This window comes from Candidatus Sphingomonas phytovorans (assembly GCA_029202385.1).
In the GTDB taxonomy this organism is placed as follows: domain Bacteria; phylum Pseudomonadota; class Alphaproteobacteria; order Sphingomonadales; family Sphingomonadaceae; genus Sphingomonas; species Sphingomonas phytovorans.
In genome coordinates this window covers 2,189,291-2,214,308 of record CP119314.1, presented here as the reverse complement: position 1 = coordinate 2,214,308, position 25,018 = coordinate 2,189,291, and the positions used below count along the sequence as shown (strand labels likewise).

The window sequence follows — 25,018 nt, the reverse complement described above, 5'->3', positions numbered from 1 at the left end:
CGATTTGCGTGGCAATGTCCGCGATTTAGCGGGGTGTTAACCATATCGTCCGTAGCAGGACGGCATGAGAAATACCGATCACGCCAATGCCGCCGCGTTGAGCTGGACAATGCTGGCGTTGTTCGGGATCGTCACCCTCGCGTCTCTCTCGGCGCTTGGCGTGAGGCCGGTGCTATCCAATGTCATGCTGCTGCCGATCCTTATCGCCCTGGCGCTGGTGGCCTATCACCGGCTGGTGCGCCCGATCCCGATGATCGCAGGGGGGATGCAATCCTTCCTGCAATTCCTGCTGATCATGATATTCGGAATGTTCCTGAGCTTCGCGGCTGCCGCGAGCGGTTTTCCGTATCGGGACGACCTGTTGCTGGGCGCCGACCGCGCGATCGGTTTCGACTGGTTCGCCTATGCCCGCTGGGTCGATTCCCATCCGAGACTCGTCGCGGCGTATCGTTTTGCCTATGGGAGCTTCCTGGTCCAGCCGCTGGTGCTGATGGTCCTGCTGGTGGCGCATGGGGAGATGCGGCGGCTGCATCTGTTCACCTTCGCCTTCGCGCTCAGCCTGTTCGTCGCCTGCATGGTCTTCGTGTTCGTGCCGGCCGTGTCGGTCTATGCCGGGTTGCAGGTGTCGCTGGACCAGTTCGACAATCTGAGGCCGGTCAGCACTTTCGAGCATATCAGGTTCATCGAGGCGATGCGCCAGGGGACGCTGTCCACGCTCGACCCGGCCGAAGGCGCTGGGCTCATCACCTTTCCCAGTTTCCACTCCTGCGGCGCCGTGCTGCTGATCTGGGGTTTCTGGGGCGTCCGTTTCGCGCGCATTCCCGCGTTGCTGCTCAACCTCACCATGCTAGCCTCGACGCCGATCGACGGCGCCCATTATCTGGTTGATGTGATCGGCGGGGTTTCGCTGGCGGCGGCGGTGCTTGGCCTGACATTCGCGCTGGAGCGGCACGAGGCAGGGGCACGGTTGCTGGCATGGCTAGCGCCAAGGCGCGGGGGGCGTACGCAACCGCTTGCCGATCCGGGCTAGAGCCGCGCGCAGTCGCTGCCCGCCGGCCGCCCGGCGAAGCGCGCGTCGATCCAGTCGAGCGTGATGCCGGCGGTGTCCGACCCACTGGTTTCATGCCCCTTGCCGTTGATCGTCACATAGTGAACCGTGCTGCCCGCGCGGCAGAGCCTGCGGGCGAAATCTTTCGTCACGGTGGCGCCGACGATCGCGTCATTGGGGTTCTGCGCGATCAGGAAGGGAACGCCATAGGGGCGGGCCGCCGGACTGTTCTCGCGCGCGATCCGCGCCCAGGGCTGGAGGCGCCCCAGATCGACATTCTTCAGATCGCGGTGCAACACCAGGATACCGAGCATCGTGCCGAGCTTGGGCTTCTTGCCCAGTTCGACGCAGTTGTTCCGCGCCAGCCGCGTGATGACGCCCTGGGTGTTCTTGCCGCCCAGGGTCGAGAGCGGCGCCCCGAAATGGCGCGACCAGCTATAAGCCGCGAACGCGGTGAGGAATGCCCGCACCGAGGGGTCGGTCCCCGCCGTCAGATTCTGCACGAGATCGGTCGTCGGCGCGGCGGCGGCGACGCCGACCAGCCGTAGATCGGGCGCATAGGCGCGGGCGAGCTGCCCGGTCCACAGGGCGGCGTGGCCCCCCTGGGATTCTCCCCAGACGGCGAAGGAACTGCCCGCCGCTGCCGCCGGGATGCCGCGCGCGGCGCGCACCGCGTCAAGCACCGACCGGCCCGTGGCGACACCGGCCAGAAAACCGTGCGGCATCGCGGTGCCGAGACCGGGATAATCGGGGGCGACGACCGTATAGCCGCGCCGGATCGCCTCGCCCAGGCCGGCGGTCGCGGTGAAGAAATGGGGACTGAGCGACGGCGCGCATTTTTCGACGACGCCCCAGGCGCCGTGAGTCCAGGCGAGCACGGGGCGCGGGCGGGCAGGGCTTGCCGCGCGCGGCGCGACCACCATGCCGGTCACCTCGATCGGCGCACCGCGATCGCTGGTCGTCCAATAGCGCACCCGCCACGCCTGGGAGCCGGACGGGGACCCGGCGACCGGATCGAACCCGCTGAGCGTGCCCGGCGGCGCGGCGCTTGCCGGGGTGGGGACGACCACTGCCGCTGACAGCAGGATAGAGACGAGGATACGCATCGCGATCTCCCTGATTGCGGAAGAGGGTAGCGCGGATCGGCGTCGAGGTGAACGGATTTGAGGAGATGCACGCCTGCCGCTGTCAATCCCGCCTACTGATCGCGGCTCAGGCGATCCCCCATTGCTCCCGCACGACGCGCTCAAGCACCGCGAGCGGCATGGCGCCCTTCAGCAGCACCGAATGGAATTGCTTCAGGTCGAAGCCGGGCCGCTTCTGCGCCTCGGTGCGCAACCGGACCCAGGCGGTATGGCCGATCTTGTAGCTGCAGGCTTGCCCCGGCCAGACCGTGTAGCGATCGATTTCGCCCTGGCTTCGACCGCGGGCGATACCCGTCGTTCCGATCAGATAGTCGGTCGCCTGTTCGCGGCTCCAGCGCTTTGCGTGCATGCCGCTGTCGACGACCAGCCGGGTCGCCCTGAAGAGCAGGGACTGGAGATAGCCGACCTGCCCGAGCGGGTCGCCTTCGTACATGCCCATCTCGTCCGCGAGCTGTTCCGAATAGAGCGCCCATCCTTCCGAATAGCCGCTGAAGAAGCCGCGGCGGCGGATCAGGGGGATTCCCGCGCTTTCGAGCGCCAGGCTGACCTGGAGATGATGGCCCGGCACCGCTTCGTGATGAGTCAAGGTCGCCAGACCGAATTTCGGGCGGTCGAAGGTGTCGCGCAGGTTGATATAGTAGATCGCCGGTCGCGACCCATCGAGCGAGGCGTTCTCATAATAGCCGCCGGGTGCACCGGCCTGGATCGTCGGCGGCACGCGGCGGACCTCGACCGGCGCCTTCGGCAGGGTGGCGAAAGCCTCGGGCAGGCGGGCGTGCATCGCCACGATCTGCCGGTTGAGCTGGGCGAGCAGCGCATCGCGGCCGGCATCGGTATTCGGATAGAGCTGATCAGGCCGCTCGTTCAGCGCGACCAGACGCTCGCCGACGGTGCCGCTGGCCATCCCCTGAGTCTTGAGGATCGAGTCGATCCGCGCGCCGATCTCGGCGACCTGGGCCAGGCCGAGGCGGTGGATCTCGTCGCCGCTCATCGCCACGGTCGTCGCCGCTTCGGCCGCTGCGGCATAATAGGCGTCACCATCCGGCAGCCGCCAGCAACCGGCGTCGTGGACCGCCTTGGCGCGCAATTCAGTCACCAGCGCGCGCTGACGCTGGAGCGCCGGGAAAACCTTCTGCTCCACGATCGAGGCCGCGCGGGCCGCGGCATCGGCCGGCAGGTTCGCCGCCTTCAGCTTGGTCGCGAAGGTCGATACCATGACGGTCTGGTCGGGGGCCCGCTCAAGCGCGCTGGCCAACTGCCTGAGCGTCGTATCGAGGATGTAATCGGGTGCGAACACGCCGCGCGCCGCGTCGGTGCGCTGGCGGTCGGTGCTGTCGTCGATGCTTTTGGGAAACGCCTCGAGCCTGGCCAGATAAGCGTCCGACTCGGCGGCGTCGCGGACCCGCGCCTGCGATTCCAGGAAATCGGGCACGTCGCGATACGGCCCGGTAAGCTGGCTCAGCACATAAGGGGTAAATCGGCCGAGGCTGCTGCCATAGGTAAACCGTTCAGCCCCGGCGATGGCGCGGGTCAGCTGGTACGTCACCACCTCATGATCGAGCTTCGCTTCCGGGGACAGGCCGCTTGTGTCGAAGCGGCTCAATTCGGCGAACTCCGCCTTCGCGCGGGCAAGGTCGCGCGCCTGGCCCTTCGCTGATTCGTCGCTGAGCCTTGCCTTCAGCCCGGCACGGGGGCCGTTATCCAGGCCGAGGCGAGTCGCCAGTTCAGGCGATCCGTCGAGGCGGCCATAGAAGAAGCGGTCGAGCATCGCGCGCAACGCCGCGTCCCCTTTTGCGGCGCGGGTCGCCGCGCGGACGGGAAACCCTGCTGCGACCGTGACGGCGGCCGCACCAGCGATGAAATGACGACGATGCATGTGTTCTTCTTCCCCTATGATCTGTCGGGTCCGGCTTGCTATCCGACCCTTGTGGCGGTCGCTGTCGCTCAGCGCCGTTCCGCGGCCGTCTTCGCCCTGACTGCTTCGAACTCGGAACCCTTGCTCCAGGCAGGCCAGTTGCCGCCCCTGGCGAGCGCGGTGCCCATCGCCTGGAACAGGGCGACATCAGCCGCCGCGCCGCGCAGGTCCCAGCCGGCCGACCAGGAATCGCAGGTCTTGTGGTAGCAGGTCATATAGTCATCGAGCCATTTCTGCCCGGCCGAACGGCCGCCCGTGGCGAGATCGGACGCGCCGCCGAGCGCCATCAGCAGCAGCGATGGCACGCCCTTGCGCACCACCGAGAAATGGTCGGCGCGGTAGAAGAGGCCGCGTTCGGAGAAGGTCTCGGGCGTGATCGTCCGGCCCTGCGCCGTGGCGGCGACGGCGAGATCCGCGTCGAGGGTCGAATTGCCCGCGCCGACAAGGATGACGTCGCGCGCAGGGCCGGCTGTCTGCAGGATATCGAGCGTCAGGTTCGCGGCGGTCGTGGCGAGCGGCTTGACCGGGTGAGTCGCATAATATTCTGACCCGAGCAGGCCGCGTTCCTCCGCCGTCCACAGCGCGAAGACCAGCGAGCGGTCAGTGCGCGGGGCTGCCTTGAACAGCCGGGCAAGCTCAAGCACGCCGGCGACGCCGAGCGCGTCGTCATTGGCGCCCGGGCGGATCGTCCTGCCCTGGGCATCGACCGGACCAGCGCCATAGGCATCCCAATGTGCGGCGAACATCACGCTTTCGTCGGGCCGGGTCCTGCCGGGCAGGGTCGCGAGCACATTGGCGCTCTCGATGTGTTCGACGGTGACGGGCAGGGCGGCGCTGAAGCTCAGGCCGTTCATCTCGACCGGGCGGAAGGCGGTGGAGCGCGCCTGTTTGCGCAGCGCGGCGAGATCGAGCCCGGCCGAGGCGAAGATGCGGGTCGCGAGATCATGCTCGATCCAGCCCTGCAACGGCACGCGCTGGTCGGTTGCGCCGCGCACGATGTCGAAATTCTCGCCGTTCGATGCCGCCACCGTGCTCCAGCCATAGCCTGCCCCGGCCGTGTCGTGAACGATCAGCGCGGCGATCGCCCCGCGCCGTGCCGCTTCCTCGAACTTGTAGGTCCAGCGTCCATAATAGGTCATGCGGCGACCGCCGAAGCGGCCGGCCGAGTCCTCGCCGGGGACTGCCTCGAAATCGGGGTCGTTGATCAGGAAGACGGCAACCTTGCCCTTCAGGTCGATGCCCTTGAAATCGTCCCAACCGGCCTCCGGCGCATGGACGCCATAGCCGACGAACACCATCGGCGCCGAGGCGATGTCGATGCGCGGCGCATCGCGCACGGTAGTGAGGTTGATGTCGGTGCCCTGCGCCAATGGCGTGCGGTCGCCGGTCGCGGTGACGAGCGATACCGAGCCGCCCGTGCCGATACGCGTGTGGATCAGTGGCACCGCCTGGGTCCAGCTACCCTTGTCGCCACCGGGCTGAAGCCCCATCGCCTTGAACTGGGCGACCAGGAAATCGATCGTCTTGCGCTCGCCGGGCGTACCTGGGGCGCGACCCTCGAACGCATCGGACGCGAGTGTCCTGACCGTGGCCGACAGCCGGGCTGGATCGACCGTGGGGCGCTTGCCCGCTTCATCCTTTGCGAGCGCCGGTGCGGCGAGCAGCAGAGCTGTGGTGGCGATGATGAGTCCGCGCATGATTTTCTCTTGTTCCCCGCGATGTGACGACCGCGCCGATTATGACGAGAATTTTAGGATTGGCGACCTTCGGTTTTGTGCGGCGCGAACCTGCCTCAGGCGAGGAAGCCCTCAAGCATCGTCCTGAACGCCGCCACGGCCTTTTCCAAGGTCGCTTCGGGATCGTCCGAATTCGCGATCCATTGCGCCGCCTGGGTCGAGGCACCGGTGATCAGGCGGGCGGCCGCCTCCGCATCCATATCGGCGATGATCACGCCTTCAGCCTGGAGCGCGCTGATGCTGGAGGAGATGGATGCAACGCAGCCCTGGGAGGTGGGCCAGTTCGACGGGTCGCCGAGCACGGCCGGGCCGTCGCGCAGCACGATGCGCTGAATTTCCGGTTCAAGCGCCATTTTCAGATAGCCGAGATTCTCGTCGACAAAGCCCTGCCAGCGGCTCGGCGCCCGTGCCGCCACCTGATCGAGCCGCTGAGTCATCTCAGCATCGATCTGCTCGACGACGGCCGCCATCAGGCCCTTCTTGTCGCCGAAATGATGATAGAGCGCGCCGCGCGTGAGGCCGCACGCGGCGGTGAAATCATCCATCGACGAATCCGTATAGCCGATCGTGCCGAACGCCTCGCGGCCCGCCGCGATCAGCTTGGCTCGCGTTTCAGCGATCATCTCCTTGCGCGGGCGATGCGCCATGCCTCACTCCAATAATATACGTTGCGTATGTCAATTGACAGGCGCCCAGCGCGATCCTACCTCGAATAACATACGCCGGGTATGTAATTTACGGAAGTGGCGGCCGTGAGAAATCGAAGGACCGACCATGGCCAATCCGTACAGCAGGATATTCCAGGCGCCGGGAACGAGAGGATTTGCGGCGGCTGGATTCTTCGCGCGCCTGCCGATCGCGATGGCGCCGATCGGGCTCGTCACCATGCTGTCCCAGACCTATGGCGAATATTGGCTGGCGGGGGCCGTGGCGGCGACGTTCGCGCTCACCAATGCACTGCTTGCCCCGCAAATCTCGCGCCTGGTCGACCGCCTCGGGCAGACTCGCGTGGTGGTTCCGGCGACCCTCGTCTCGGTGACGGCGTTCGCGGTGCTGATCACTGCAGCGAACCGGGACTGGCCGGTCTGGACATTGTTCGCCTCGGCGCTCTTCGCGGCCGCGATGCCGAGCATCCCGGCGATGGTGCGTGCCCGCTGGACCGAGATTTTCCGCGACAGCCCGGAACTCACCACTGCCTTCGCGTTCGAATCGGCTGCCGACGAACTGGTCTATATCGCGGGCGCCTCGCTGTCGGTCGGCCTGAGCGTCGCCCTGTTTCCCGAAGCCGGGATGCTCGTCAGCACTGCCTTCCTTGCCCTCGGATCGACGGCGCTGGTCCTGCAGCGCTCGACCGAGCCGAAGGTACGGCCGGTCTCCCGCGAGCATAGCGGTTCAGCGATCCTGTTGCGGCCGGTGCAGATCATCACCTTCGCGCTGATCTTCATCGGCGCAACCTTCGCCACGGCCGAGGTCAGCGTGGTGGCGATCACCAAGGAACTCGGCCAGCCGAGCGCCGCGAGCCTGGTCATCGGCGTCTATGCGATGGGCTCCTTCGTGGTGGGGATCATCATCGGGGCGCTGAGCCTCAAGCTGCCGTTGCAGCGCCAGCTTGCGATCGCCGTCGCCGTCACCGCGCTGACGACCCTGCCGCTGTTGCTCGCCAATACGGTGGTGTGGCTTGCGCTGGCGGTGTTCCTCAGCGGGATCGCGATCTCCCCGACCTTCATCACCGCGTTCGGCTTGATCGAACGGCATGTGCCCGAAGCGATGCTGACGGAAGGCGTGACCTGGGTGATGACCGGGATCGGCATCGGCATGGCGCTCGGCTCCTTCGCCGCAGGACTGACGATCGATGCGTTCGGCGCCCGGAACGGCTTCTGGGTTTCGGTGGCCGCTGGCACGATCGCGCTGTCGACCGTGCTGCTTGGCCAGCGGGCGCTGGGACGAACAGTCTATCGCACTTAGGCCAGGTTGAGGGTCAGGTCGGGGCTGGTACCGCTACCATATTTTGGTTAGACCTCTCAAAAAAGCGGGAGAGGTATCAGATGAAGTTCAAGCTATTGGCGGCGGCCGCGACGGTGTCGTTCCTCGTTTCGGGCGCGGCTTTCGCGCAGGACGTGCCGGCGACCCGGGATGCCGGGGGCTCGGTCGAGCAGCGCGCGGCGGCGCTGGTCGCGAAGATGACGCTCGAGGAGAAGGCGGCGCAGCTCGGCCATACCGCGCCCGCCATCCCCCGGCTGGGCGTGCCGCGTTATAATTGGTGGAACGAGGGGCTGCACGGCGTGGCGCGAGCCGGGATCGCGACCGTGTTTCCGCAGGCGATCGGCATGGCCGCGACCTGGGACACCAGCCTCATGGGCATTGTGGCCGACGCGATCGGCACCGAGTTCCGCGCGAAATATGTCGAGCGCGTTCACCCTGACGGCAGCACGGATTTCTATCGCGGGCTGACTGTGTGGTCGCCGAACATCAACATCTTCCGCGATCCGCGCTGGGGCCGGGGGCAGGAGACCTATGGCGAGGACCCGTTCCTGACCGGACGGATCGGGATCGCCTTCATCAACGGCCTGCAGGGCGACGACCCGCACTATTACAAGACGATCGCCACCTCGAAGCATTTCGCGGTGCATAGCGGGCCGGAATCGAACCGGCACCGCGAGGACGCGCACCCGAGCGCGCACGACCTGGAGGACACTTATCTCCCCGCGTTCCGCGCGACGGTGACCGAGGCCAAGGTGCAGTCGATCATGTGCGTGTACAATGCGATCGACGGCGTGCCGGGCTGCGCCAATGATTTCCTGATGAACCAGCGGCTGCGCAAGGACTGGGGTTTCACCGGCTATGTCGTGTCGGATTGCGGCGCGGCGGCGAACATCTATCGCCCGGACAGCCTGCATTACCGCAAGACCCCGGCCGAGGGCGTGGCCGCCGGGTTCGAGGCTGGCATGGACCTGATCTGCGGCGATTACCGCAACCATATGACGACCGATGCGGATTCGATCGTCGAAGCGGTCAACAAGGGGCTGTTGCCGATCGCAACGGTCGACCGCTCGCTGGTGCGGCTGTTCTCGGCGCGGATCAGGTTGGGGCTGATCGATACGCCGGTGAGGCCGTTCGCCAGCATCACCGCGGCCGACAACGACACCGAGGCGCACCGCGCGCTGTCGCGCAAGATGGCCGAGGCATCGATGGTGCTGCTGAAGAACCAGGGCAATCTGTTGCCGCTGACGGGCGCGCCGAAGACCATTGCGGTGATCGGGCCGAATGCGGACAGCATGGATACGCTGGTCGGCAATTATTACGGGACGCCGTCGCGGCCGGTGACGGTGCTCGACGGCATCCGCGCGCGTTTTCCGCAATCGAAAATCATCTTCGCCGAAGGGACCGGGCTGGTCGGCCCCGCCGAGCCGGTCGTGCCCGACAGCGTGTTCTGCGTCGACGCCGAGTGCAGGACGCCGGGGCTGAAGGCGGAATATTTCGCGGGCACGAACCTGGAGGGGGTGCCGGTCGAGACACGCACCGCGCCCAATGCCGGCATCGAGTGGAATGGCGACAAGGCGGCATCGGCGCGCTGGACCGGCACGATCATCGCGCCGGAGACGGGCGAGTACCGGTTCCGTTTCTCCAGCGAGAATGGCTATCGCGTGTTCGTGGGCGACACGCTCGTCGTGGACGAATGGGGTGTGGGCGACGCGCCCTCGATCCTGTCGGGCGCGATCTCGCTAGAAGCGAGGAAGAAATATCCGATCCGGGTCGAGGGCTTCCAGCGCGGCGCGCGGGGCAAGCAGCGGCTGGTGTGGAGCCCGCCGAGCCAGAATGGCGACGATGCCGTCGCGGCGGCCAAGGCGGCCGATCTGGTGGTGTTCGTCGGCGGTCTTTCCGCACGGATCGAGGGCGAGGAGATGAAGATCAAGGCGCCGGGCTTTGCCGGCGGGGATCGCACCAGCCTCGACCTGCCGGCGCCGCAGGAAGCGCTGCTGAAGCGTGTCCATGCGACGGGCAAGCCAACCGTGCTGGTGCTTATGAACGGCAGCGCGCTGAGCACCAACTGGGCCGACGCCAATGTGCCGGCGATCGTCGAGGCATGGTATCCGGGCGAGGAGGGCGGCAACGCCGTCGCCGGGCTGCTGGCGGGCGACTACAGTCCCGCGGGGCGGCTTCCGGTGACCTTCTACAAGAGCGCCGACCAGCTTCCGCCGTTCGAGGACTATGCCATGGCGGGGCGGACTTATCGCTACTTCAAGGGCGAGGCGCTGTACCCGTTCGGGCACGGGCTGAGCTACACGCGCTTCGGCTATGCCAATCCGCGCGTGGTGGTGAAGGGCGAGGTCACGGTCTCGGTCGATGTCACCAACAGCGGCGCGAAGGATGGCGACGAGGTGGTGCAGCTTTACGTGTCGCACCCGGGCGTGGCCGGCGCGCCGGTCCGCGCGCTGGAGGGGTTCAAGCGAATCCATCTGGCGAGGGGCGAGAAGCGCACCGTCTCGTTCACGCTGAACGACCGCGCGCTGAGCGTGGTCGACGCGAAGGGCGAGCGGAAGGTCGTGCCGGGGACGGTGGATGTCTGGGTCGGCGGCGGACAGCCAGTGTCGCGGCCGGGCATGGCGCAGGTGGCCGGCGTGAAGACCAGCTTCAGGGTGAGCAGGGCGGCGGTGCTGCCGAAATAAGGGGCCTGTCGCGGCGGATGCGATCCGCTGCGGCGCCTTCTCTCAGAACCGGTACACCCCGCCCGTCTGCGCCGCGACGAAACGCTCCGCCGGCACCTGCGCGGCGTTCAGCGCTGCCGCCAGCGCCTCCACCGGCGCGTCGCGGGGCTCGTCGGTCAGCTGGAAAGTTCCCCAATGGATGCCGAGAGCTCGGCGCGCACCGACATCCTGCAGGATCGCCATGGCCTCGGCCGGGTTGACGTGCTGGTCGGCCATGAACCAGCGCGGCTCATAGGCGCCGATCGGGATCAGCGCGACGTCGGGCGTGCCGTAGCGGGCGCGGATGTCGCGGAAGATCGCGCCGTCGCCATAGCCGGTGTCGCCGGCGAACCAGACCGAGCCCGCGGGGGTCTCAAGCCAATGGCCTGCCCATAAAGCCATGCGCCGGTCGCCAAGGCCCCGCGCCGACCAGTGGTTCGCGCGGGTCAGCGTCGTGGCGAGGCCGTGCGGCAGGTCGACCCGATCATGCCAGTCGCCGACCGCGATGCGGGCCTGCGGTATCGCGCGCCGGACGATCGCATCGTTGCCGAGCGGCATCACCATCAGCGGTGCGTGTGCGGCATGCAGTCGTCGCAGCGTGGCGAGATCGAGATGGTCGTAGTGATTGTGGCTGAGCAACACGGCATGGATCGGCGGAAGATGGTCGAATGCGATGCCGGGTGCGGTGACTCGCTTCGGACCGGCGAAAGATAGTGGGCTTGCGCGGTCGGACCAGACCGGGTCGGTCAGGATGTTCACGCCGGCGGCCTGGATCAGGAGCGTCGCGTGGCCGACCATGGTGACGGTCAGCCGCTCCGGTGCCGGGTTGGGGCGGGCCTGTTCCACCGGCACCGTTGCCGGCCAGCGCGCGGGGCGCTCGCCGAATTTCCAGCGCAGGATGTCCGACAGCGATCGGTCCGTGGCAGGCTGGCCGGGGTTGAAGAAACGGGTGCCGTCGAAATGGTCGCCCGGCGGTGCGGTATGGTAGCGGTTCTTGGGCATTGGCATTGTTCTGACGCATCACCGGTCGCGGCGCCAGTGCGAGCCTGATGTGCTTTCGGCGCGGAAGCGCTCAGGCGGCCAGGGCGCCGGCCCAGCGTTCCGCAAGGACATGCGCCTTGGGATCGTCGACATCGATCCAGGTAATCCCGGTGCAGTCAGCGACATGCGCGAGGCCCTGGCCGGCGAGATAGCCGACGCCAGCGCTGAGCGAGGGAGCGTCGAAACGCTTCAGTGCCTCGAACAGGGCAGGGCCGATCGCGAAGACGCCGGTGTCGAAGCAATCGAAGATATCGATGCCCTTGCCGATCGCGACGATGGAGTCGCCGCTGGTCTCGACCCGCGTGACGTCCTCCATGTCGACCGCTTCCTGTTCGAGCAGCCGGTCGATGCCGAGGGTGAGACCCCCCTGGACGCCGACCGTGGCGAGGCGACGGTACAGGGCCGGATCGACCAGATGATCGCACATCGCGAGCAGTGCCTGGCCGCCCTGTGTCGCCGCCTCCGCGGCGAGAACCGACACGCCGTTGGGCTTGCGGTAATCGGCCGACATGACCGTCTCGACCGCCACCGGCCAGTCGCGCGCTTCTAGGCTGGCGGCGATGGCGTCGGCGCCATAGCCGAGCACGACGATCACGCGGCGGATGCCCGCCGCAGCAAAGCCGGTGATGGCGTGTTCGAGCAAGGTCTTGCCAGCCACCACGCAGAGCGGCTTGTAGGGGGCCAGCGCCCGCAACCGGCTGCCTTCGCCGGCTGCGAGCAGGATCGCGGTGTCGATCACGCCGCGATGAATTCCTCGACCGCGAGTTGGGCGAGGTCGTCAGTCATCTGCTTGCGCGGATGCTTGCAGAAATAGGCCGAGGCACCGTCGATCGGACCACCCAGGCCGCGGTCGAGCGCGAGCTTGGCGCAGCGGATCATGTCGATCGCGACACCGGCCGAGTTCGGGCTGTCCTCGACCGAGAGGCGCAGTTCGAGGTTCATCGGCACGCCACCGAACAACTGGCCTTCCATGCGCAGGAAGCAGATCTTGTTGTCGTTCTGCCACGCGACATAATCGGACGGGCCTACATGGATGTTCTCGTCTTCAAGCCGCTCCGCCGCGACCGACTGGACGGCTTCGGTCTTCGAGACCTTTTTCGAGGCGAGCCGCTTGCGGTTCGACATGTTGAGGAAGTCGGTGTTGCCGCCGGTGTTGAGCTGATAGGTACGATCGAGCTTCACGCCGCGCTTGGCGAAGAGATCCGTCAGCACGCGGTGGACGATCGTCGCGCCGAGCTGCGCTTTGATGTCGTCGCCGATAATCGGCACGTTCGCGTCGGTGAAGCGCTGCGCCCATTCCGGGTTGCTGGCGATGAACACCGGGATGTTGTTGACGAAGGCAACGCCTGCCTCGAGCGCGCATTCGGCGTAGAATTCACTCGCCTGCTGCGAGCCGACGGGGAGATAATTCATCAGCACGTCGGTGCCCGAAGCCTTCAGTTCGGCGACAACCTCGTCCTTGGTCGGCTCGGCCATATCCGCGAGGATGAAGGTGCGGTCGTCGGGATAGTCGGCCATATGCTCGGCGAAGCCGTCGAGGATCTTGCCCATCTTCACCTTGGTGCCGGTCGGCTTGACCACCGGCGAGAAGATCGCAGTGCAATTGGGCTTGGCAAAGATCGCCTCGGCCACGTCGCGGCCGACCTTGCGCCTGTCGACGTCCCAGGCGGCAACCACCTGGATATCGCTCGGACGGTAACCGCCGAGTTCCCAGTGCATCAGGCCGACATTGTCGTTGGCGCCGTCCCGATAATGCTCCAGGCCCTGCACCAGCGAGCTTGCGCAGTTGCCTACCCCCACCAGGGCGATCCGAATGCTGTTCATGGTCGATTGCTATCCTTGGAGTGAAAAGAAAATGAAGGAACTGCCGTCACGGGGGTGGCGGCCGAGAATTGACGCAACAAAGAGGACTCGACCTGGCGATGCCAGGCGATGCCGATGATGGTGACGATAGACAAAGGTACGAGTTCGAACCACCAGAACCAGCGCGGATCACCGGCAAGGCACGCGAGGAAAATCGCATAGACCCGGACATTGGCCGTCAGCAGGATCATCAGCCGCATCGGCGCGGCAGCACGGGCGGCATAGGCGGCGGCGAGCCGCGGGGCGATGGCGCGGTCGTCGAACAGGCTGTCGAAGCGGGTGGAGACCCGGTCGATCCAGGTGGCGAGCCAGTCATAGCCGTGCACCACCGGGTTGCCCGAAGCGGGCGAGGCAGGCCCGCGCGGGAGCCCGCGCGCGCGCCGGTGGAAGCGGGCGCGCTCGCCCTCGTACAGGCTCGACTGGATGGCATGGGCTGCCCCGGCGCCCAGGGCCCAGGCCCAGCCCTCGCCGGTCCCGATCGAGGTGGCGATGACGACATAGATCAGAATGAACACGCCGTGATCGCACACGCCGTCGAGGACGCGTCCGACCGCGCTGGCGGTATTGGTCGCGCGGGCGACCATGCCGTCGAGTCCGTCAGCGATCAGCCAGCCGATTGAAAGGGCAAGGCCGACCACCGCTAAGCGCCAGTCATGCCATTGGGCATAGGCCGAAGCAGCGAGGATACCGAGGCCAAGCCCGACCACCGAAACCAGATTGGCGGAGACACGATGCTCCACCGCCCAGGGCAGAAGGGCGCGACCGGCAGGGTGGATGATCCAGAGGTTGGTAGGATCCTCTATCCGGCGATCCCGCGACCCGTCCGGTGGAGGCGTTGTCATGTCGACGTCATATATTCTTCACCACGCCGAAGTCCAAAGAATGTTAATCTGGGGCAGGAGATTCGCGACAGAACGTTGCCGCTGGCTGTGCCGGATCGGGAGCAGTCCGAAACGTTCCGCGGCCGTGCTGCGCGATTTTTATTAGAAGTCATGAATATTCAATAGCTTGGGCGTGGTTCCGTGTCGGTCGGACGAGAATTGATCTCGGATCGGCCCTATGCCCGTTTTCCCGCCTGCTCACCCCCGGTTCATTTTCCTCGAGCGACTCGGGGCCGGCCGGCCTGTCGTTTCCGGTCGCCATGCCCAGTGATCCTGAAGTCCCGCAAAGACCCGTCGCGCGTCTGTCGGCGAGCAGATGGCACAGATGCCGCCCGGATGGCGTCTTGCCTGTCACCGGACCGGTGAGATGGCCTGTCACGCCTCGGCCGCGATCCGGCGCAGCGCCTGCTCGAACGCCTCGGGTGGCTGGCCGCCCGAGATGAGATAGCGATCGTCGATGACGATGGCTGGCACTGCGGTGATGCCGCGCGACTGCCAGAGCTGCTCGGCCTGGCGCACCTCTTCAGCATAGCGCCCGGAGGCGAGGACCTCGCGCGCGGCTTCGGGGGCGAGGCCTGCCTTTTCCGCCGCGGCGACCAGCACCTCCTGGTTGGACGGGTCCTGCTGGTCAGTGAAATAGGCGTCGAACAAAGCGCGCTTCAGCGCTGGCTGATGCCCTTCCATCTCCGCCCAGTGGAGCAGGCGGTGGGCGTCGAACGTGTTGTAGATGCGGCTCTGGTCGGTGCCGCGCATGGTGAAGCCGAGCTCGGCGGCGCGGGTGCGGATCATCTCGCGGTTCGCGGCCGACTGTTCCGGCGTCGAGCCGTATTTCTGCGCGACATGCTCGACGATGTTCTGGCCCTCGGGTGGCATGGCCGGATTGAGTTCGAAGGGCTGGAAGGTGATGTGTGCATCGACCAGGTCGGCGGTCCGCGCCAGTGCTTCCTCGAGCCCGCGAAGTCCGATGATGCACCACGGGCAGGAGACGTCTGACACGAAATCGATCTTCATCGGGCGGGGCATGGGGAATCCTTCTCGATCAGCGCTTGCCCATATGAGGAGCGCGGTGCGGGATTTCCATTGGCTGCAGTTCGTCCGGGAGCTGAGAGTCTCACATGTCCCGCAGCAGCTTCAGCCCGGGACTGCGCGGCAGGGCGAGGGCTGCCTCGATCAGGCCGATGCGCGCTTTGCACCGTTCCTCCGCTGATCCCTTGCCCTGCACCGCCTGCCGGAAACGTTGCCCGCTCAGGCCCGACCGTTTGATCGCGTCAGTTATGACGGTACCCGGAATGACGAAGCTGCCGCGTATGTCTTTCTCGGGGGGCTCGGCGTCCATCTCGATCAACCCGCGCGCCATCATCTTTGACAGGCGCTGCTGATAGAGTGGCGATCGCGACCCGGGCAGGGAGCCCTTGGTGAAATAATCGTCGCAGGCATAGATACTGCGCGAGCCTGCCAGCCGAGCCTCATCGCGCTGGAAAGACCTGTAATCCGATATCAGCGGATAACTCGCCTTGACCAGCCCGTTTTGGAAACGGTCGCGTAGTCCGGCGCTGGTTCTTTCGATGAAGGTGGATCTGGGCTCCTTGTCCGATCGGGCGCGGTCCCAATCTGCCACCAGAAGCCTGGCCAGGTCGGGATTGTTCTCCTTGATCGTGCGGAGGCTCAACTCGCCAGTGGTGGCCATCGCCACCGCCGCCTCGATATCGTCATCACTACTGTGAAGGTCATGAAGGAGACCTACGGTCGGGAACGCGGTGTCACTTGCTTCGCTGATGATGGGTGGCCGTGGGGCTTCCGCGTTACACCGGCCTAGTGCGCTCAATAGTACAAAGGCGGGCCAGAGCCATCCAAGCCACGACAGGTTTCCGGATCCGCCTCGGGACACAGTCGGATGCGTTTCCCACAGCGAGACGCGATACCAATCGAATGACTGCTCAAGATCCGGAAAATCGCGGCGGACCAATTCCAGCAATTTTGCGATTTGCTTACCGCTGACATGTCCGCGGCGACTGAGTTCATCAGCGGGTGTTATCAGTTCCCGCCAGGCGCGATGTAAGGGATGCCCCTCTTTCTGCACGGCAGCATGGAAAGCGAGCATATCATATCGTGCGACCACCGCTGCGATCTCAGGTCGCTGATCGAACCGGCCACGATCGGCAAGCCACCCGAAATGATCAAGGGCGAGATGCGCGATAGGATCGGATCGCGGTGCGGCGGCCGCGATAACCTGGGCGAACCATCGTTCCGCCTCGGTATAAAAGGCGATCTCCGACATGCGCGGATTGTTGAGCAGCGCCTCGGCATGGGCGATCAATTCGCGCCGGACCGTCTCATCGCTTAGTGGCTGCTGCCGACCGTCTTCGCCGAACAAGATGCCAAGTACCGCCCGGTAATGGGCCTCATCGACGGGGGCGCCATTCAGCGTCAGGCTTTCGATAGTCGACGATGTGGTTGCGCCGCCGAGCACGGGCGGCGTCAGAGATCCGTTGGCATGAGCCGTCGGTAGCAGTTGCCCTACGCCATCGATTGGTGCTGGCCGGGCAAACGACAGAAAATCGCCTTCGACCGATGGAACGATAGCGCTGAGATTGCCAGGCATGGTGCCGTTCGGAAGGTCCGGGGCAGCGATTGGATCCGGGGACCAGGGCGTCAGCGGAATCTCGATGTGAGAATGGAGCGTTTCCGGCGCCACCGCTAGCCGATCGTCGCTGTTGCGGGCATATGCCAGCGCTTGTTCGCGGGCCTGACGCAAGGCCTGGAACGTTGTTGGATCGGTATCTGGATCAATGCTCTTCAGCGCTGCCGCATAGGCGGAGCGGATGGCGGAGCTATCCTTTGTCGGCGCGATGCCGAGTTGCCGCCATGCGGCACGCAGCGCGCTCATAGGTAACGCTCGCCCTCCAGCTCGTTCAGCGCGGCGGTTAGTTCTTCGCGTGCGCGCGTGATCCCATGGGGTTCCTGGCGGTCAAGCGCACCCTCGAACGTGATGATCCAGTGACCGATCTGGTCGCGTTGATCGCCGATAAAGCTCTCGTAGCAGCGAGCCGCGCGAGCCAGCGCCGCCATATTTGCGCTGTCCTCGCGCGGATGGCGTTTCAATTCGGCCAGCACCGCCCGGCGTTCCGCGATCTGCCGTTGATCGGGCGAGTCGTCCTCCTCGAACAGGACGAGATTCCGGTCCAGTCCTGACTGGGGGACGTGCACATCCACCTCGAGCAAGCCACTGGTATCGTAGCTGAACCGGCATTCGACCTGCACATGCCCGGCGGGCAGCGGTGGCACCGGCACATGGAGCGACCCCAGTTTCACATTGCCGCGGACCTCGAGCGCTTCGCCCTGATAGACTCCGAACTCGACAACCTTCTGATAATCGGAAACGGTCGTGTAATATTTGACCCGGCTTGCCGGGATCGGCGTGTTGCGCTCGATGATCGGGGAGAAGATGCCCTCGCGTCGCGAGCCACGCGCGTCAATCACGCTATGATCGACACCGAGCGTGAGGGGGCACACATCGGTCAGCCTGATCTCGTCCAGCGCGGCGTCTCGGGCCTTCAGCCCGGCCTGAACTGCTGCCCCCAGCGCCACGGCGTGATCGGGATGGACGGTCGTGTCGGGGAAACGGCTGAACATCCGCGTGATCGTGCGGCGGACAATCGGCATGCGCGTGCCACCGCCGACCAGCACCACAGAACTGAGCGATTCTACGCGGATGTCACTGTCGCGCAGCGATCGCAGTACTGGATCACGGAGGCGCGAGAGCAGCGGTGCGGCTTGGGTCTCGAACTCGTTTGCGGTGATCACCGTCTCGAACCGCTGTTCGTTCCAGGTGATGGTGAAGGGGGCGGACTCCGCGTCACTCAGTGTGCGGCGGCACCGCTCGGCTGCGGCGCGCAGCAGTTCGCGCAGACTTAGCGGATCGGCTTTTGCCAGCCGATCCTCCAAGTCGATGCGAGGCCGGGCGATCTCCACGATCGTCTCGTTGAAATCCTCACCGCCCAGCCGATTGTCGCCGGCCGAGGCGCGGACCTCAATCACTCCATCGAACATCTCGACGACGGAGACGTCGAAGGTCCCGCCACCCAGATCGAAGACGAGAAAAGGCTCGCGCTCCTCCCGTGTCTGAATGCCATAAGCTAGGGCGGCGGCGGTGGGTTCGTTGACCAATCGCTCGACTGTAAGGCCTGCCAACTCGCCTGCTCGCCGTGTCGCCTTACGCTGCCGGTCGTTGAAGTAGGCCGGGACGGTGATGATGGCGGTTGTGACTGCCTCCCCCAGAAACGCTTCGGCATCCGCCTTCAGACTGGCGAGGACCAAGGCGGACAGATCCTCCGCGGTGAAGGTGCGTTTGCCCAGGGTGATCGTCTGCTTCGTGCCCATCCAGCGCTTGAAAGCGCTGGCGGTCAGCTTGGGATGAGTCGATTGCCGGTCGCGTGCCGCGAGGCCGACGATCAGATCGCCATTGTCGCCGATGCTGACTGCGGAAGGGGTGAGCAGATCGCCGAGCGCGTTGGGAATCAACTCGGCCTTGCCGTCACGCCAGATGCCGACAGCACTGTTGGTCGTTCCCAGATCAATCCCGACAATCATGCTTGGCCCCCGCCCTGATTTTCGTGGGGATAGTGAGTTTGATTGCAGGACGCTAGGCGGGGAGGCCCAGATTGCGGCGCTACCGAATCTTCCCGGCGCCGTTCTCCAGCACCACATTCGAAACCACCGCCGTGTCGGCCGTGGTGGGCAGATGCGAGCAGAAGCCGATGCCGACATAGAAGGGGCCGTCGAACGCAAGCCTGATCGGGGGACCGAACTGGTGCATCGGTTCGCCTTCCAGGCTGACGAACAGGGCGATGCTGTCGCCACGCTTCTCGATGCCGATGCGCCTTGCGTTGACGACGACCAGGTCGTCGGGCGTCTTGCCGCCGGGGCGGCTGCCGCGGCCGCCGATGCGGTATTCGAGATCGTTGATCCGGGCGCCTTTGGCCGGACGCTGGGCGAGGTGGATCATGCCGTCGCCGTGCAGCGCGACCAGTGCTTCCTTCGCATTGTCGTCGAGATCCTGGCGGATGACGAACACCGCCTTGCGATCGAAGAAACCCTTTGGATCGGGATAGGCGATGTCGGCGGCGAGGCTGATGTCGCCGTCCATCTTCTTCCACAGGAAGCGGAACTCGTCGCGGGTGTACCAGACGTTATAGCCGGCGGACGTGATGGTGTAGCTGCCGGCCGTCGCGTCGTAGCTGGCGCTGCCGGGCACGAGGGCGCTGCCCACGTCTGACTGGCCCTCGAAAATACCGATCCTGCCGGGGAAGGTCCTGGTCGGGCGGCTGAATCCCTCGGGCGGGCCAACCTGCTGGTGAGTCTCCGATCCCGGCTGGGCCCAGGAAGGGGCGGCCGGCGCGGGAACCTGCTGGGCGGCAAGGGGTGCCGTGCCAATCATGAAGGCGAGCAGGATGGGGCCGGGCGCGCGCAGCATTCTCAGGGGAGGCATCAGGCATTTCTCCGTGGTCGACGCTTTCGCAGCGCCTGCCCGGAGCTGTGTGCAATAATATCATATATGATACTAGGAATAGATTCTGGCGTGGTGTGAGTACCTGACGACCGATTTCCATGGGCGCCTTTCAATCGCCGCGGTCGCGACGGTCCCCTTTTGGAAATCAGGGCTGCATTTTAAAAGGTTATCGTTGGCTCCGTAGAATGGTATGAAGGAATTACGGACCGGTTCTTTCGGTTGCGAAGTTTCCACGGGCGATCTCCGGCCGTGAAACAGCAATGCGGTGGGATCGGTCTCACGAGCTGAAAGATATAGGCCGGACCGGCTCGGCAAGGTGGTGGCGAAGGAGAGCTTCCCGTGCGGTTGCTGATCGTCGAGGACGACAGGGAACTGGCCGATGCCTTGGTTGCGGCCTTCGCCAAGCGGGACATTCGCTGCGACGTGGCCGGCATCGCGGGTGACGCGCAATTGCTGATCGAGACGGGCAGTTACGCGGCGGTGATCCTCGATCTCGGCCTGCCGGACGAGGACGGGTTGAGTCTCCTGCGGCGCCTGCGTGCGCAACGATATACCGAGCCGGTTCTTGTGCTCACCGCGCGCGGCGAAGGCGAGAAGCGCGTGCAGGGGCTTGAGAGCGGTGCCGACGATTATATCGTGAAGCCGTTCCTGTTCCCCGAACTCCATGCCCGGCTTTGCGCCGTGCTCAGGCGGCAGGGCGGTTATGTCGACCATTTGCTGACGGCCGGCAATCTCACGCTCGATACGCGGACGCGCGAGGTCCATGTCGATGGCGGCGCGGTCGACCTGTCGATCCGCGAGGTCGAACTGCTTGAATTGCTGATGCGCCGGTCGGGCCATGTCCTGTCCAAGCGCATGATCGAGGACCAGCTGTTCGGATCCGGCTATGCGCTCGGGTCGAATGCGGTCGAGGTCTATGTCCACCGTATCAGGCGGAAGCTGGAGGATGTCGACGCGGCGACCACGCTGCAGACGGTGCGCGGGATCGGCTATATTCTGTCCGCGCCTTGAAGCCCGGGGTGCCCCGATCCCTGTTCGGGCAATTGATGCTGTCGCAGGTCATCCTGATGGTCGCGACAGCCACGATATTGCCGATCCTGCTGGTCTATTTCCTCAGTTCGACCGCTGACCGGCTGATCTCGGCAGAGCTTGCCCGCGATGCGCGCGCGATCGCGGCCGGCAACCCGCCAGGACCAGAGGAACTCGGCGAGGCCCCCGACGACACGACTTTTCTCCACGGTGGCACTGGACGGTCGGGCCGGCGTTTCGTGGTCTATGATGCCAGTGGCACCATTGTGCGGCGGGGGGGCGATGCGATGCCGATCCCGCTTTCGGGTGTGCCGCGTGGCCCGGTTCCGATTTTCTTGCGGCATGGTCGATATGATGTGCTCAGCCTGCCGCTTGCCCGCGCCGGGACGGCGCCGCAGTGGATCGTGATGGTTCAGGACAGGACCGTCCCCGAGGAAATCGTCGACGATGTCGTGACCTCGTTTCTCTCGCGCTTCGTCTGGATCGTTCCGGCATCGCTGCTCGCGTCGCTGCTGGTCGGGCTTTTCGTCGTGCGGCAGGTCACGGACAAGTTTCGCCGAACCGCGGCGCAGGTGGACGCGATCAGCACGCATCGCATCGACGTTCGTCTTCCGCCCGACGATCTTCCGACCGAAGCTGCCCCGCTTGCCAGCGCGATCAACCGGGTGCTCGACCGCTTGCAGGCGGGCTATCGATATCAAGGCGAGTTCGTGGGCAATGTCGCCCATGAGCTGCGAACGCCGCTGGCGCTGATCTCGCTGCGGACGGAGGCGCTCGATCCGTCACCCGAACGCGACCTGATCCTGCGTGCGGTGGAGCGCGCCAACCATGTGGTCAGGCAATTGATGGAACTTGCGGCGATCGATCGCCACTATCCCGAAATCGAGTCGATCGACGCCTGCGTGCTGGTGCGCGATATCGTCGGCCTGATGGCGCCGCTGGTCTTCCGGGCCGACCATGTCATTGCCTTTGTCGAGCCTGCATCGGGCGCGCCTTTCGTGCAGGGCGTTCCGGGCCTCCTTCAAATCGCGCTCACCAACCTGATCGACAACGCCGTGCGGCATACGCCGGCCGGCTGCGCGATCACCGTGAGGGTGGAACCGGATGGCGGCATCGTGGTGGAGGATGATGGGCCGGGACTGGCGGTGGATACGGACCAGGGTGACAGCCGGCGCTATCGACGGGAAGGCACCAATCGCAGCGACAGTGCCGGACTTGGCCTCTCGATCGTCGAACGTATCGTGACGGTATGTGGCGGTCTTATCGAGATCGGCAATCGCCCATTGGGCGGCGCCAGGTTCGCGATTCGCCTGCTGGTGACACCTGAAGCGAAAAACTGAGGAAGGATGACGCCCCGACGGTTCGGGGTGGAGGAGCCCGGAATCCTGGCCTGCGATTCCGGTCCTCGTCATTGCCCGAGCGTCTCAGCGCCGGAGCGGGGTTCCCGAGCGCGGGTCGACCGGCGTGGTCGTGGCGGGATATCCGGGCACGGCGCCGGCTGCCAGCATCCGCATCGCCTCCTGGTGGATGGCTGCCTGAACGGCGGGATTGGAGAAATCGACCGGACCCGAATAGGGATTGGCGGCGATGGCCCTGCTGTTGGACACCAGGCTGGCCACGGGAGCGGTGCTGCCATCCGCCATGTGGTAGCGGCTGCGATCAGCGCCGGGGCAGATGCTTCCCGTCGCCGCGAAGAAGGCGTCGGCGCTCTTGATGTCCTGGCACATCCGGGAGACCGCGACATTGTCGAATCCCATCGCATGCCATGCGGCGGCGTCAGAGCGGCGATTGCAGCCTTCGTCGTTCCTGCCGAGATTGAGGCTGAAGGCGACGGGGCCGCCGGCGGCGCCGCCACCCGTGCCGATCAGGCAGGGATTGGCGCCCCCGAAATAGCTCCCCTGAGCGCTGGGAGTGGTCCATTCGTGGCCGCTATAGGTGACATGCTCGTTGGCGGGGGCTTCGGACACAGGGCCGGTGATCGCTTCGACCGTGACGGCACTATTGGACTGGGCCGCATCGGTCAGGGCCTGTTGTGCGGCGACGGGCGCGGCGCACCAGGCGGCGCACACGGCGGAGGCAATCAATACTGCTTTCATCGGAGTTCTCCTGGGTCCAAAAAAAAGCGGGGTGGACAAGCCACCCCGCAGTCAACGTCACTGGGCACTCCAGCCAAGCGTGCCGAAGCCGAACAGCGCCTCTCCGGCTGCTCCCGCGACGTTCCAGTCGGCGGAATTGGCGTCGAAGTTCAGCGTATTGTTCTGGGCGAAGTTCACGTTGAACTTGTAGTCGGCTGAGCTCTGCCCGAAATTCAGGACCTGGAAGTTGAGCGCGGCGTTGCCGCCGGTCAGTCCGCCATAGATTCCCGAATTGAAGCTGTAGCTGCTGATGTCGCCGACGGCGTTCGGGCCGACCGAGGTGTTGATCACGGTGCCGGCCTGGCCAAGGCCGCCGACGACGGCATAGCTGGTTCCGCCGGGAAGGCTGCTGATGTCCATCGTTCCTGCGAAGCCGCTACCGGAGGATCCCGACAGCTCGTTGTTTATCGAGCCGTTGAGAGAATTCGCCGACGTTCCGCTGACGGATGCCGTGTTGACGGAGCCGTCCGAAAAGCCGCCAAGGCCTACACCGATCGCTCCACCGATATTGGCCGAGCCCGATGATTGGGCGAGCGCCGGGGATGCCGTCACGAGCGCGGAGAGCAGCGCCAGTGCGGTTGCAGTGGTATTCCTCATGATCAATCTCCTCGTCCCGGTATGATTCCCGGGACGCCAAGAAAGACCTCGATTCCTTTTCAAGTAAATTTGCCAAATATCACCGATCATATCATGGTGACATTTCGTCGTTCGTGTAATTGCCCCCGTAAAATTCGTTGGGGTGAAATTGGATTTACCTTGAAGTTTGAGCGGTTAAACTTCTTGCTGGCGAGTGCGTCGCTGGATTCTCTTTCGAGCGCGGGCGTCGCCGATCTTGCGTGCGAAGGAGCACTCGACGAGGGGGCGCGTGCCATCCGTGCACGGGGCCGGACGTCGGGAGGGCGGCGGGAGAGAGCAATCCCGCGCTGACGGCGTCAGGTGGTTGAGGCCTGGACCCTATGGAGGCTGGGTGGGACGCCGAGTTCCCCGTCATGCGCCGGGCGATCGGCATGGATCGGGTCGTCGGGAACCTTGTCATCGGGGCCGGGTGACGCACCGTGCATCGGGAAATCGAGTCTGGCCATCGTCAGGCCGTTCATCCGGGCATAGGACAGGTCGCCCCGGATCTGGGCTGCGAGGGACGCCAGCAACCGCTTGCCCAATTGGGCTTGATCGCGGCTATGCTGGACGAAGCCCACACCATTGTCCGTCACGAGCAGTTCGAGCATGCCGGGCCTGAACTTGTGCCGTCGCAGCGCGACGCATATCTCGCCATGCCGGTCATCGGGAAAGGCGTGCTTGTACACGTTCGTCATCAGTTCGTTCACGATCAGCCCGACGATGACCATCTGGCCGAGCGGCAACGTGATCGGATCGATTTCGAGTCGAAGGGCTATCGGTCTCAGGCCGAGAGTGGCCTGCTGCAATTCAGCGCAAAGTTCCTCGAGAAACCCCCGCGCATTCATTTCCTGCCTGTCCACGGCGCGCACGCGCAGGCGGCGATACACCCGCCCGAGCACGATCATCCGGCTCGACAGGTCGCCAAGGGCAGCGCGCGTTTCAGGTTCGATCGCCTCCCGCGACCGTATCGAGGCAAGTGAAACCAGCATTGCCAGGTCGTTCGCCACCCGGTGCGAAATCTCGTCGAAGAAGGCGGAGATCCTGTCGCGGTCAGTCCTGGCCTGCCTGGATTCCCGGTCAAGCTCGGTGATCCAGCTGTCGGCCCGGCCCGTCTGCCAGGCGATGGTCAGGCCGGCACCTATCGTCCCGATGACGCCGAGCGCGTCTTCCGGGCGGGAGATCGCAAAGCCCTCGCCGGGCAGGAGCAAGGCGAGCTCGAGCGCGCCGACCGCCACCCCGACCAGCACCGCGCCGCGCCCGCCAAGAACCGCCAGCACGGCGAAGGCGAAGCACAGGAACGCCAGGGCAGGAGCAGGGCTCGTCGGTGCGGCCAGCGCGCTGCAGACGCACACCAGCGAGACGATCAACGTCGCAAAGGCAGCGCGCGCGCCCCATCTGATGACCTGCTTCATG

The 25,018-nt window shown here is 65.4% G+C and carries 20 protein-coding genes; 5 read left to right on the top strand and 15 right to left on the bottom strand.

Annotated features, from left to right (window positions below; translation table 11 throughout):
* Nucleotides 1-64: 64 nt before the first annotated feature.
* The gene (locus tag P0Y59_10195) at nucleotides 65-1,030 is read left to right on the top strand and encodes a phosphatase PAP2 family protein (protein WEK02022.1); all 966 of its coding nucleotides are present in this window, start codon (nucleotides 65-67) and stop codon (nucleotides 1,028-1,030) included.
* On the opposite strand, the gene P0Y59_10190 is transcribed toward P0Y59_10195, so the two are convergent.
* From P0Y59_10190 to P0Y59_10175, 4 genes are all read right to left on the bottom strand, one after another.
* Entirely contained in the window at nucleotides 1,027-2,154 is a 1,128-nt protein-coding gene (locus tag P0Y59_10190) for an alpha/beta fold hydrolase (protein WEK02021.1), read from the bottom strand. The two genes, P0Y59_10195 and P0Y59_10190, sit on opposite strands and share 4 nt — an antisense overlap.
* A gap of 106 nt (nucleotides 2,155-2,260) precedes the next feature.
* Nucleotides 2,261-4,069, bottom strand: a complete 1,809-nt coding sequence (locus P0Y59_10185) for a DUF885 family protein (protein ID WEK02020.1) — start codon at nucleotides 4,067-4,069, stop codon at nucleotides 2,261-2,263.
* Nucleotides 4,070-4,137: 68 nt separating this feature from the next.
* The gene (locus P0Y59_10180) at nucleotides 4,138-5,805 is read right to left on the bottom strand and encodes a M28 family metallopeptidase (protein ID WEK02019.1); all 1,668 of its coding nucleotides are present in this window, start codon (nucleotides 5,803-5,805) and stop codon (nucleotides 4,138-4,140) included.
* 95 nt (nucleotides 5,806-5,900) lie between these two features.
* Entirely contained in the window at nucleotides 5,901-6,491 is a 591-nt protein-coding gene (locus tag P0Y59_10175) for a TetR/AcrR family transcriptional regulator (protein WEK02018.1), read from the bottom strand.
* A 127-nt stretch (nucleotides 6,492-6,618) separates the two neighbouring features.
* Here P0Y59_10175 and P0Y59_10170 point away from each other — a divergent pair, with 127 nt between their 5' ends.
* Together P0Y59_10170 and P0Y59_10165 are read left to right on the top strand one after the other, a co-directional pair.
* Nucleotides 6,619-7,809 (top strand): MFS transporter, encoded by a 1,191-nt coding sequence (locus P0Y59_10170; GenBank protein ID WEK02017.1) that lies wholly within the window; start codon nucleotides 6,619-6,621, stop codon nucleotides 7,807-7,809.
* 80 nt (nucleotides 7,810-7,889) lie between these two features.
* Nucleotides 7,890-10,511 carry a glycoside hydrolase family 3 C-terminal domain-containing protein gene (locus P0Y59_10165; GenBank protein WEK02016.1) on the top strand — a complete coding sequence of 874 codons (2,622 nt, stop codon included), beginning with the start codon at nucleotides 7,890-7,892 and terminating at the stop codon, nucleotides 10,509-10,511.
* 42 nt (nucleotides 10,512-10,553) lie between these two features.
* Here P0Y59_10165 and P0Y59_10160 read toward each other — a convergent pair whose 3' ends face one another.
* The 8 genes from P0Y59_10160 to P0Y59_10125 form a co-directional block, all read right to left on the bottom strand.
* A complete protein-coding gene (locus P0Y59_10160; GenBank protein WEK02545.1) occupies nucleotides 10,554-11,531 on the bottom strand; it encodes an MBL fold metallo-hydrolase in 978 nt (325 codons plus the stop codon).
* A 70-nt stretch (nucleotides 11,532-11,601) separates the two neighbouring features.
* Nucleotides 11,602-12,309 carry an NTP transferase domain-containing protein gene (locus P0Y59_10155; protein WEK02015.1) on the bottom strand — a complete coding sequence of 236 codons (708 nt, stop codon included), beginning with the start codon at nucleotides 12,307-12,309 and terminating at the stop codon, nucleotides 11,602-11,604.
* Nucleotides 12,306-13,394, bottom strand: coding sequence for an inositol-3-phosphate synthase (locus P0Y59_10150; GenBank protein ID WEK02014.1), 1,089 nt, complete (start codon nucleotides 13,392-13,394; stop codon nucleotides 12,306-12,308). The genes P0Y59_10155 and P0Y59_10150 overlap by 4 nt, the downstream gene beginning before the upstream one ends.
* Nucleotides 13,391-14,275: a CDP-alcohol phosphatidyltransferase family protein gene (locus P0Y59_10145; protein ID WEK02013.1), complete on the bottom strand. Its 885-nt coding sequence runs from the start codon at nucleotides 14,273-14,275 to the stop codon at nucleotides 13,391-13,393. Before P0Y59_10145 ends, P0Y59_10150 begins: the two co-directional genes overlap by 4 nt.
* A 414-nt stretch (nucleotides 14,276-14,689) precedes the next feature.
* On the bottom strand, nucleotides 14,690-15,337 hold the full coding sequence (locus tag P0Y59_10140) for a DsbA family oxidoreductase (protein ID WEK02012.1): 648 nt from the start codon (nucleotides 15,335-15,337) through the stop codon (nucleotides 14,690-14,692).
* 88 nt (nucleotides 15,338-15,425) lie between these two features.
* Complete coding sequence (locus P0Y59_10135) at nucleotides 15,426-17,201, bottom strand: hypothetical protein (protein ID WEK02011.1); 1,776 nt, start codon at nucleotides 17,199-17,201, stop codon at nucleotides 15,426-15,428.
* Nucleotides 17,198-18,904: a molecular chaperone HscC gene (locus P0Y59_10130; GenBank protein ID WEK02010.1), complete on the bottom strand. Its 1,707-nt coding sequence runs from the start codon at nucleotides 18,902-18,904 to the stop codon at nucleotides 17,198-17,200. The genes P0Y59_10135 and P0Y59_10130 overlap by 4 nt, the downstream gene beginning before the upstream one ends.
* A gap of 79 nt (nucleotides 18,905-18,983) precedes the next feature.
* Nucleotides 18,984-19,802 carry a hypothetical protein gene (locus P0Y59_10125; protein ID WEK02009.1) on the bottom strand — a complete coding sequence of 273 codons (819 nt, stop codon included), beginning with the start codon at nucleotides 19,800-19,802 and terminating at the stop codon, nucleotides 18,984-18,986.
* 360 nt (nucleotides 19,803-20,162) lie between these two features.
* On the opposite strand from P0Y59_10125, the gene P0Y59_10120 reads away from it, so the two are divergent.
* A complete protein-coding gene (locus P0Y59_10120; protein WEK02008.1) occupies nucleotides 20,163-20,834 on the top strand; it encodes a response regulator transcription factor in 672 nt (223 codons plus the stop codon).
* An 8-nt stretch (nucleotides 20,835-20,842) separates the two neighbouring features.
* Nucleotides 20,843-22,192: a HAMP domain-containing sensor histidine kinase gene (locus P0Y59_10115; GenBank protein WEK02007.1), complete on the top strand. Its 1,350-nt coding sequence runs from the start codon at nucleotides 20,843-20,845 to the stop codon at nucleotides 22,190-22,192.
* Between the two features lie 84 nt (nucleotides 22,193-22,276).
* Here P0Y59_10115 and P0Y59_10110 read toward each other — a convergent pair whose 3' ends face one another.
* The 3 genes from P0Y59_10110 to P0Y59_10100 form a co-directional block, all read right to left on the bottom strand.
* Nucleotides 22,277-22,948, bottom strand: coding sequence for a hypothetical protein (locus P0Y59_10110; GenBank protein ID WEK02006.1), 672 nt, complete (start codon nucleotides 22,946-22,948; stop codon nucleotides 22,277-22,279).
* Nucleotides 22,949-23,005: 57 nt separating this feature from the next.
* Nucleotides 23,006-23,584: a hypothetical protein gene (locus tag P0Y59_10105; protein WEK02005.1), complete on the bottom strand. Its 579-nt coding sequence runs from the start codon at nucleotides 23,582-23,584 to the stop codon at nucleotides 23,006-23,008.
* 335 nt (nucleotides 23,585-23,919) lie between these two features.
* The gene (locus P0Y59_10100; GenBank protein ID WEK02004.1) at nucleotides 23,920-25,017 is read right to left on the bottom strand and encodes a sensor histidine kinase; all 1,098 of its coding nucleotides are present in this window, start codon (nucleotides 25,015-25,017) and stop codon (nucleotides 23,920-23,922) included.
* Nucleotide 25,018: the final 1 nt, after the last annotated feature.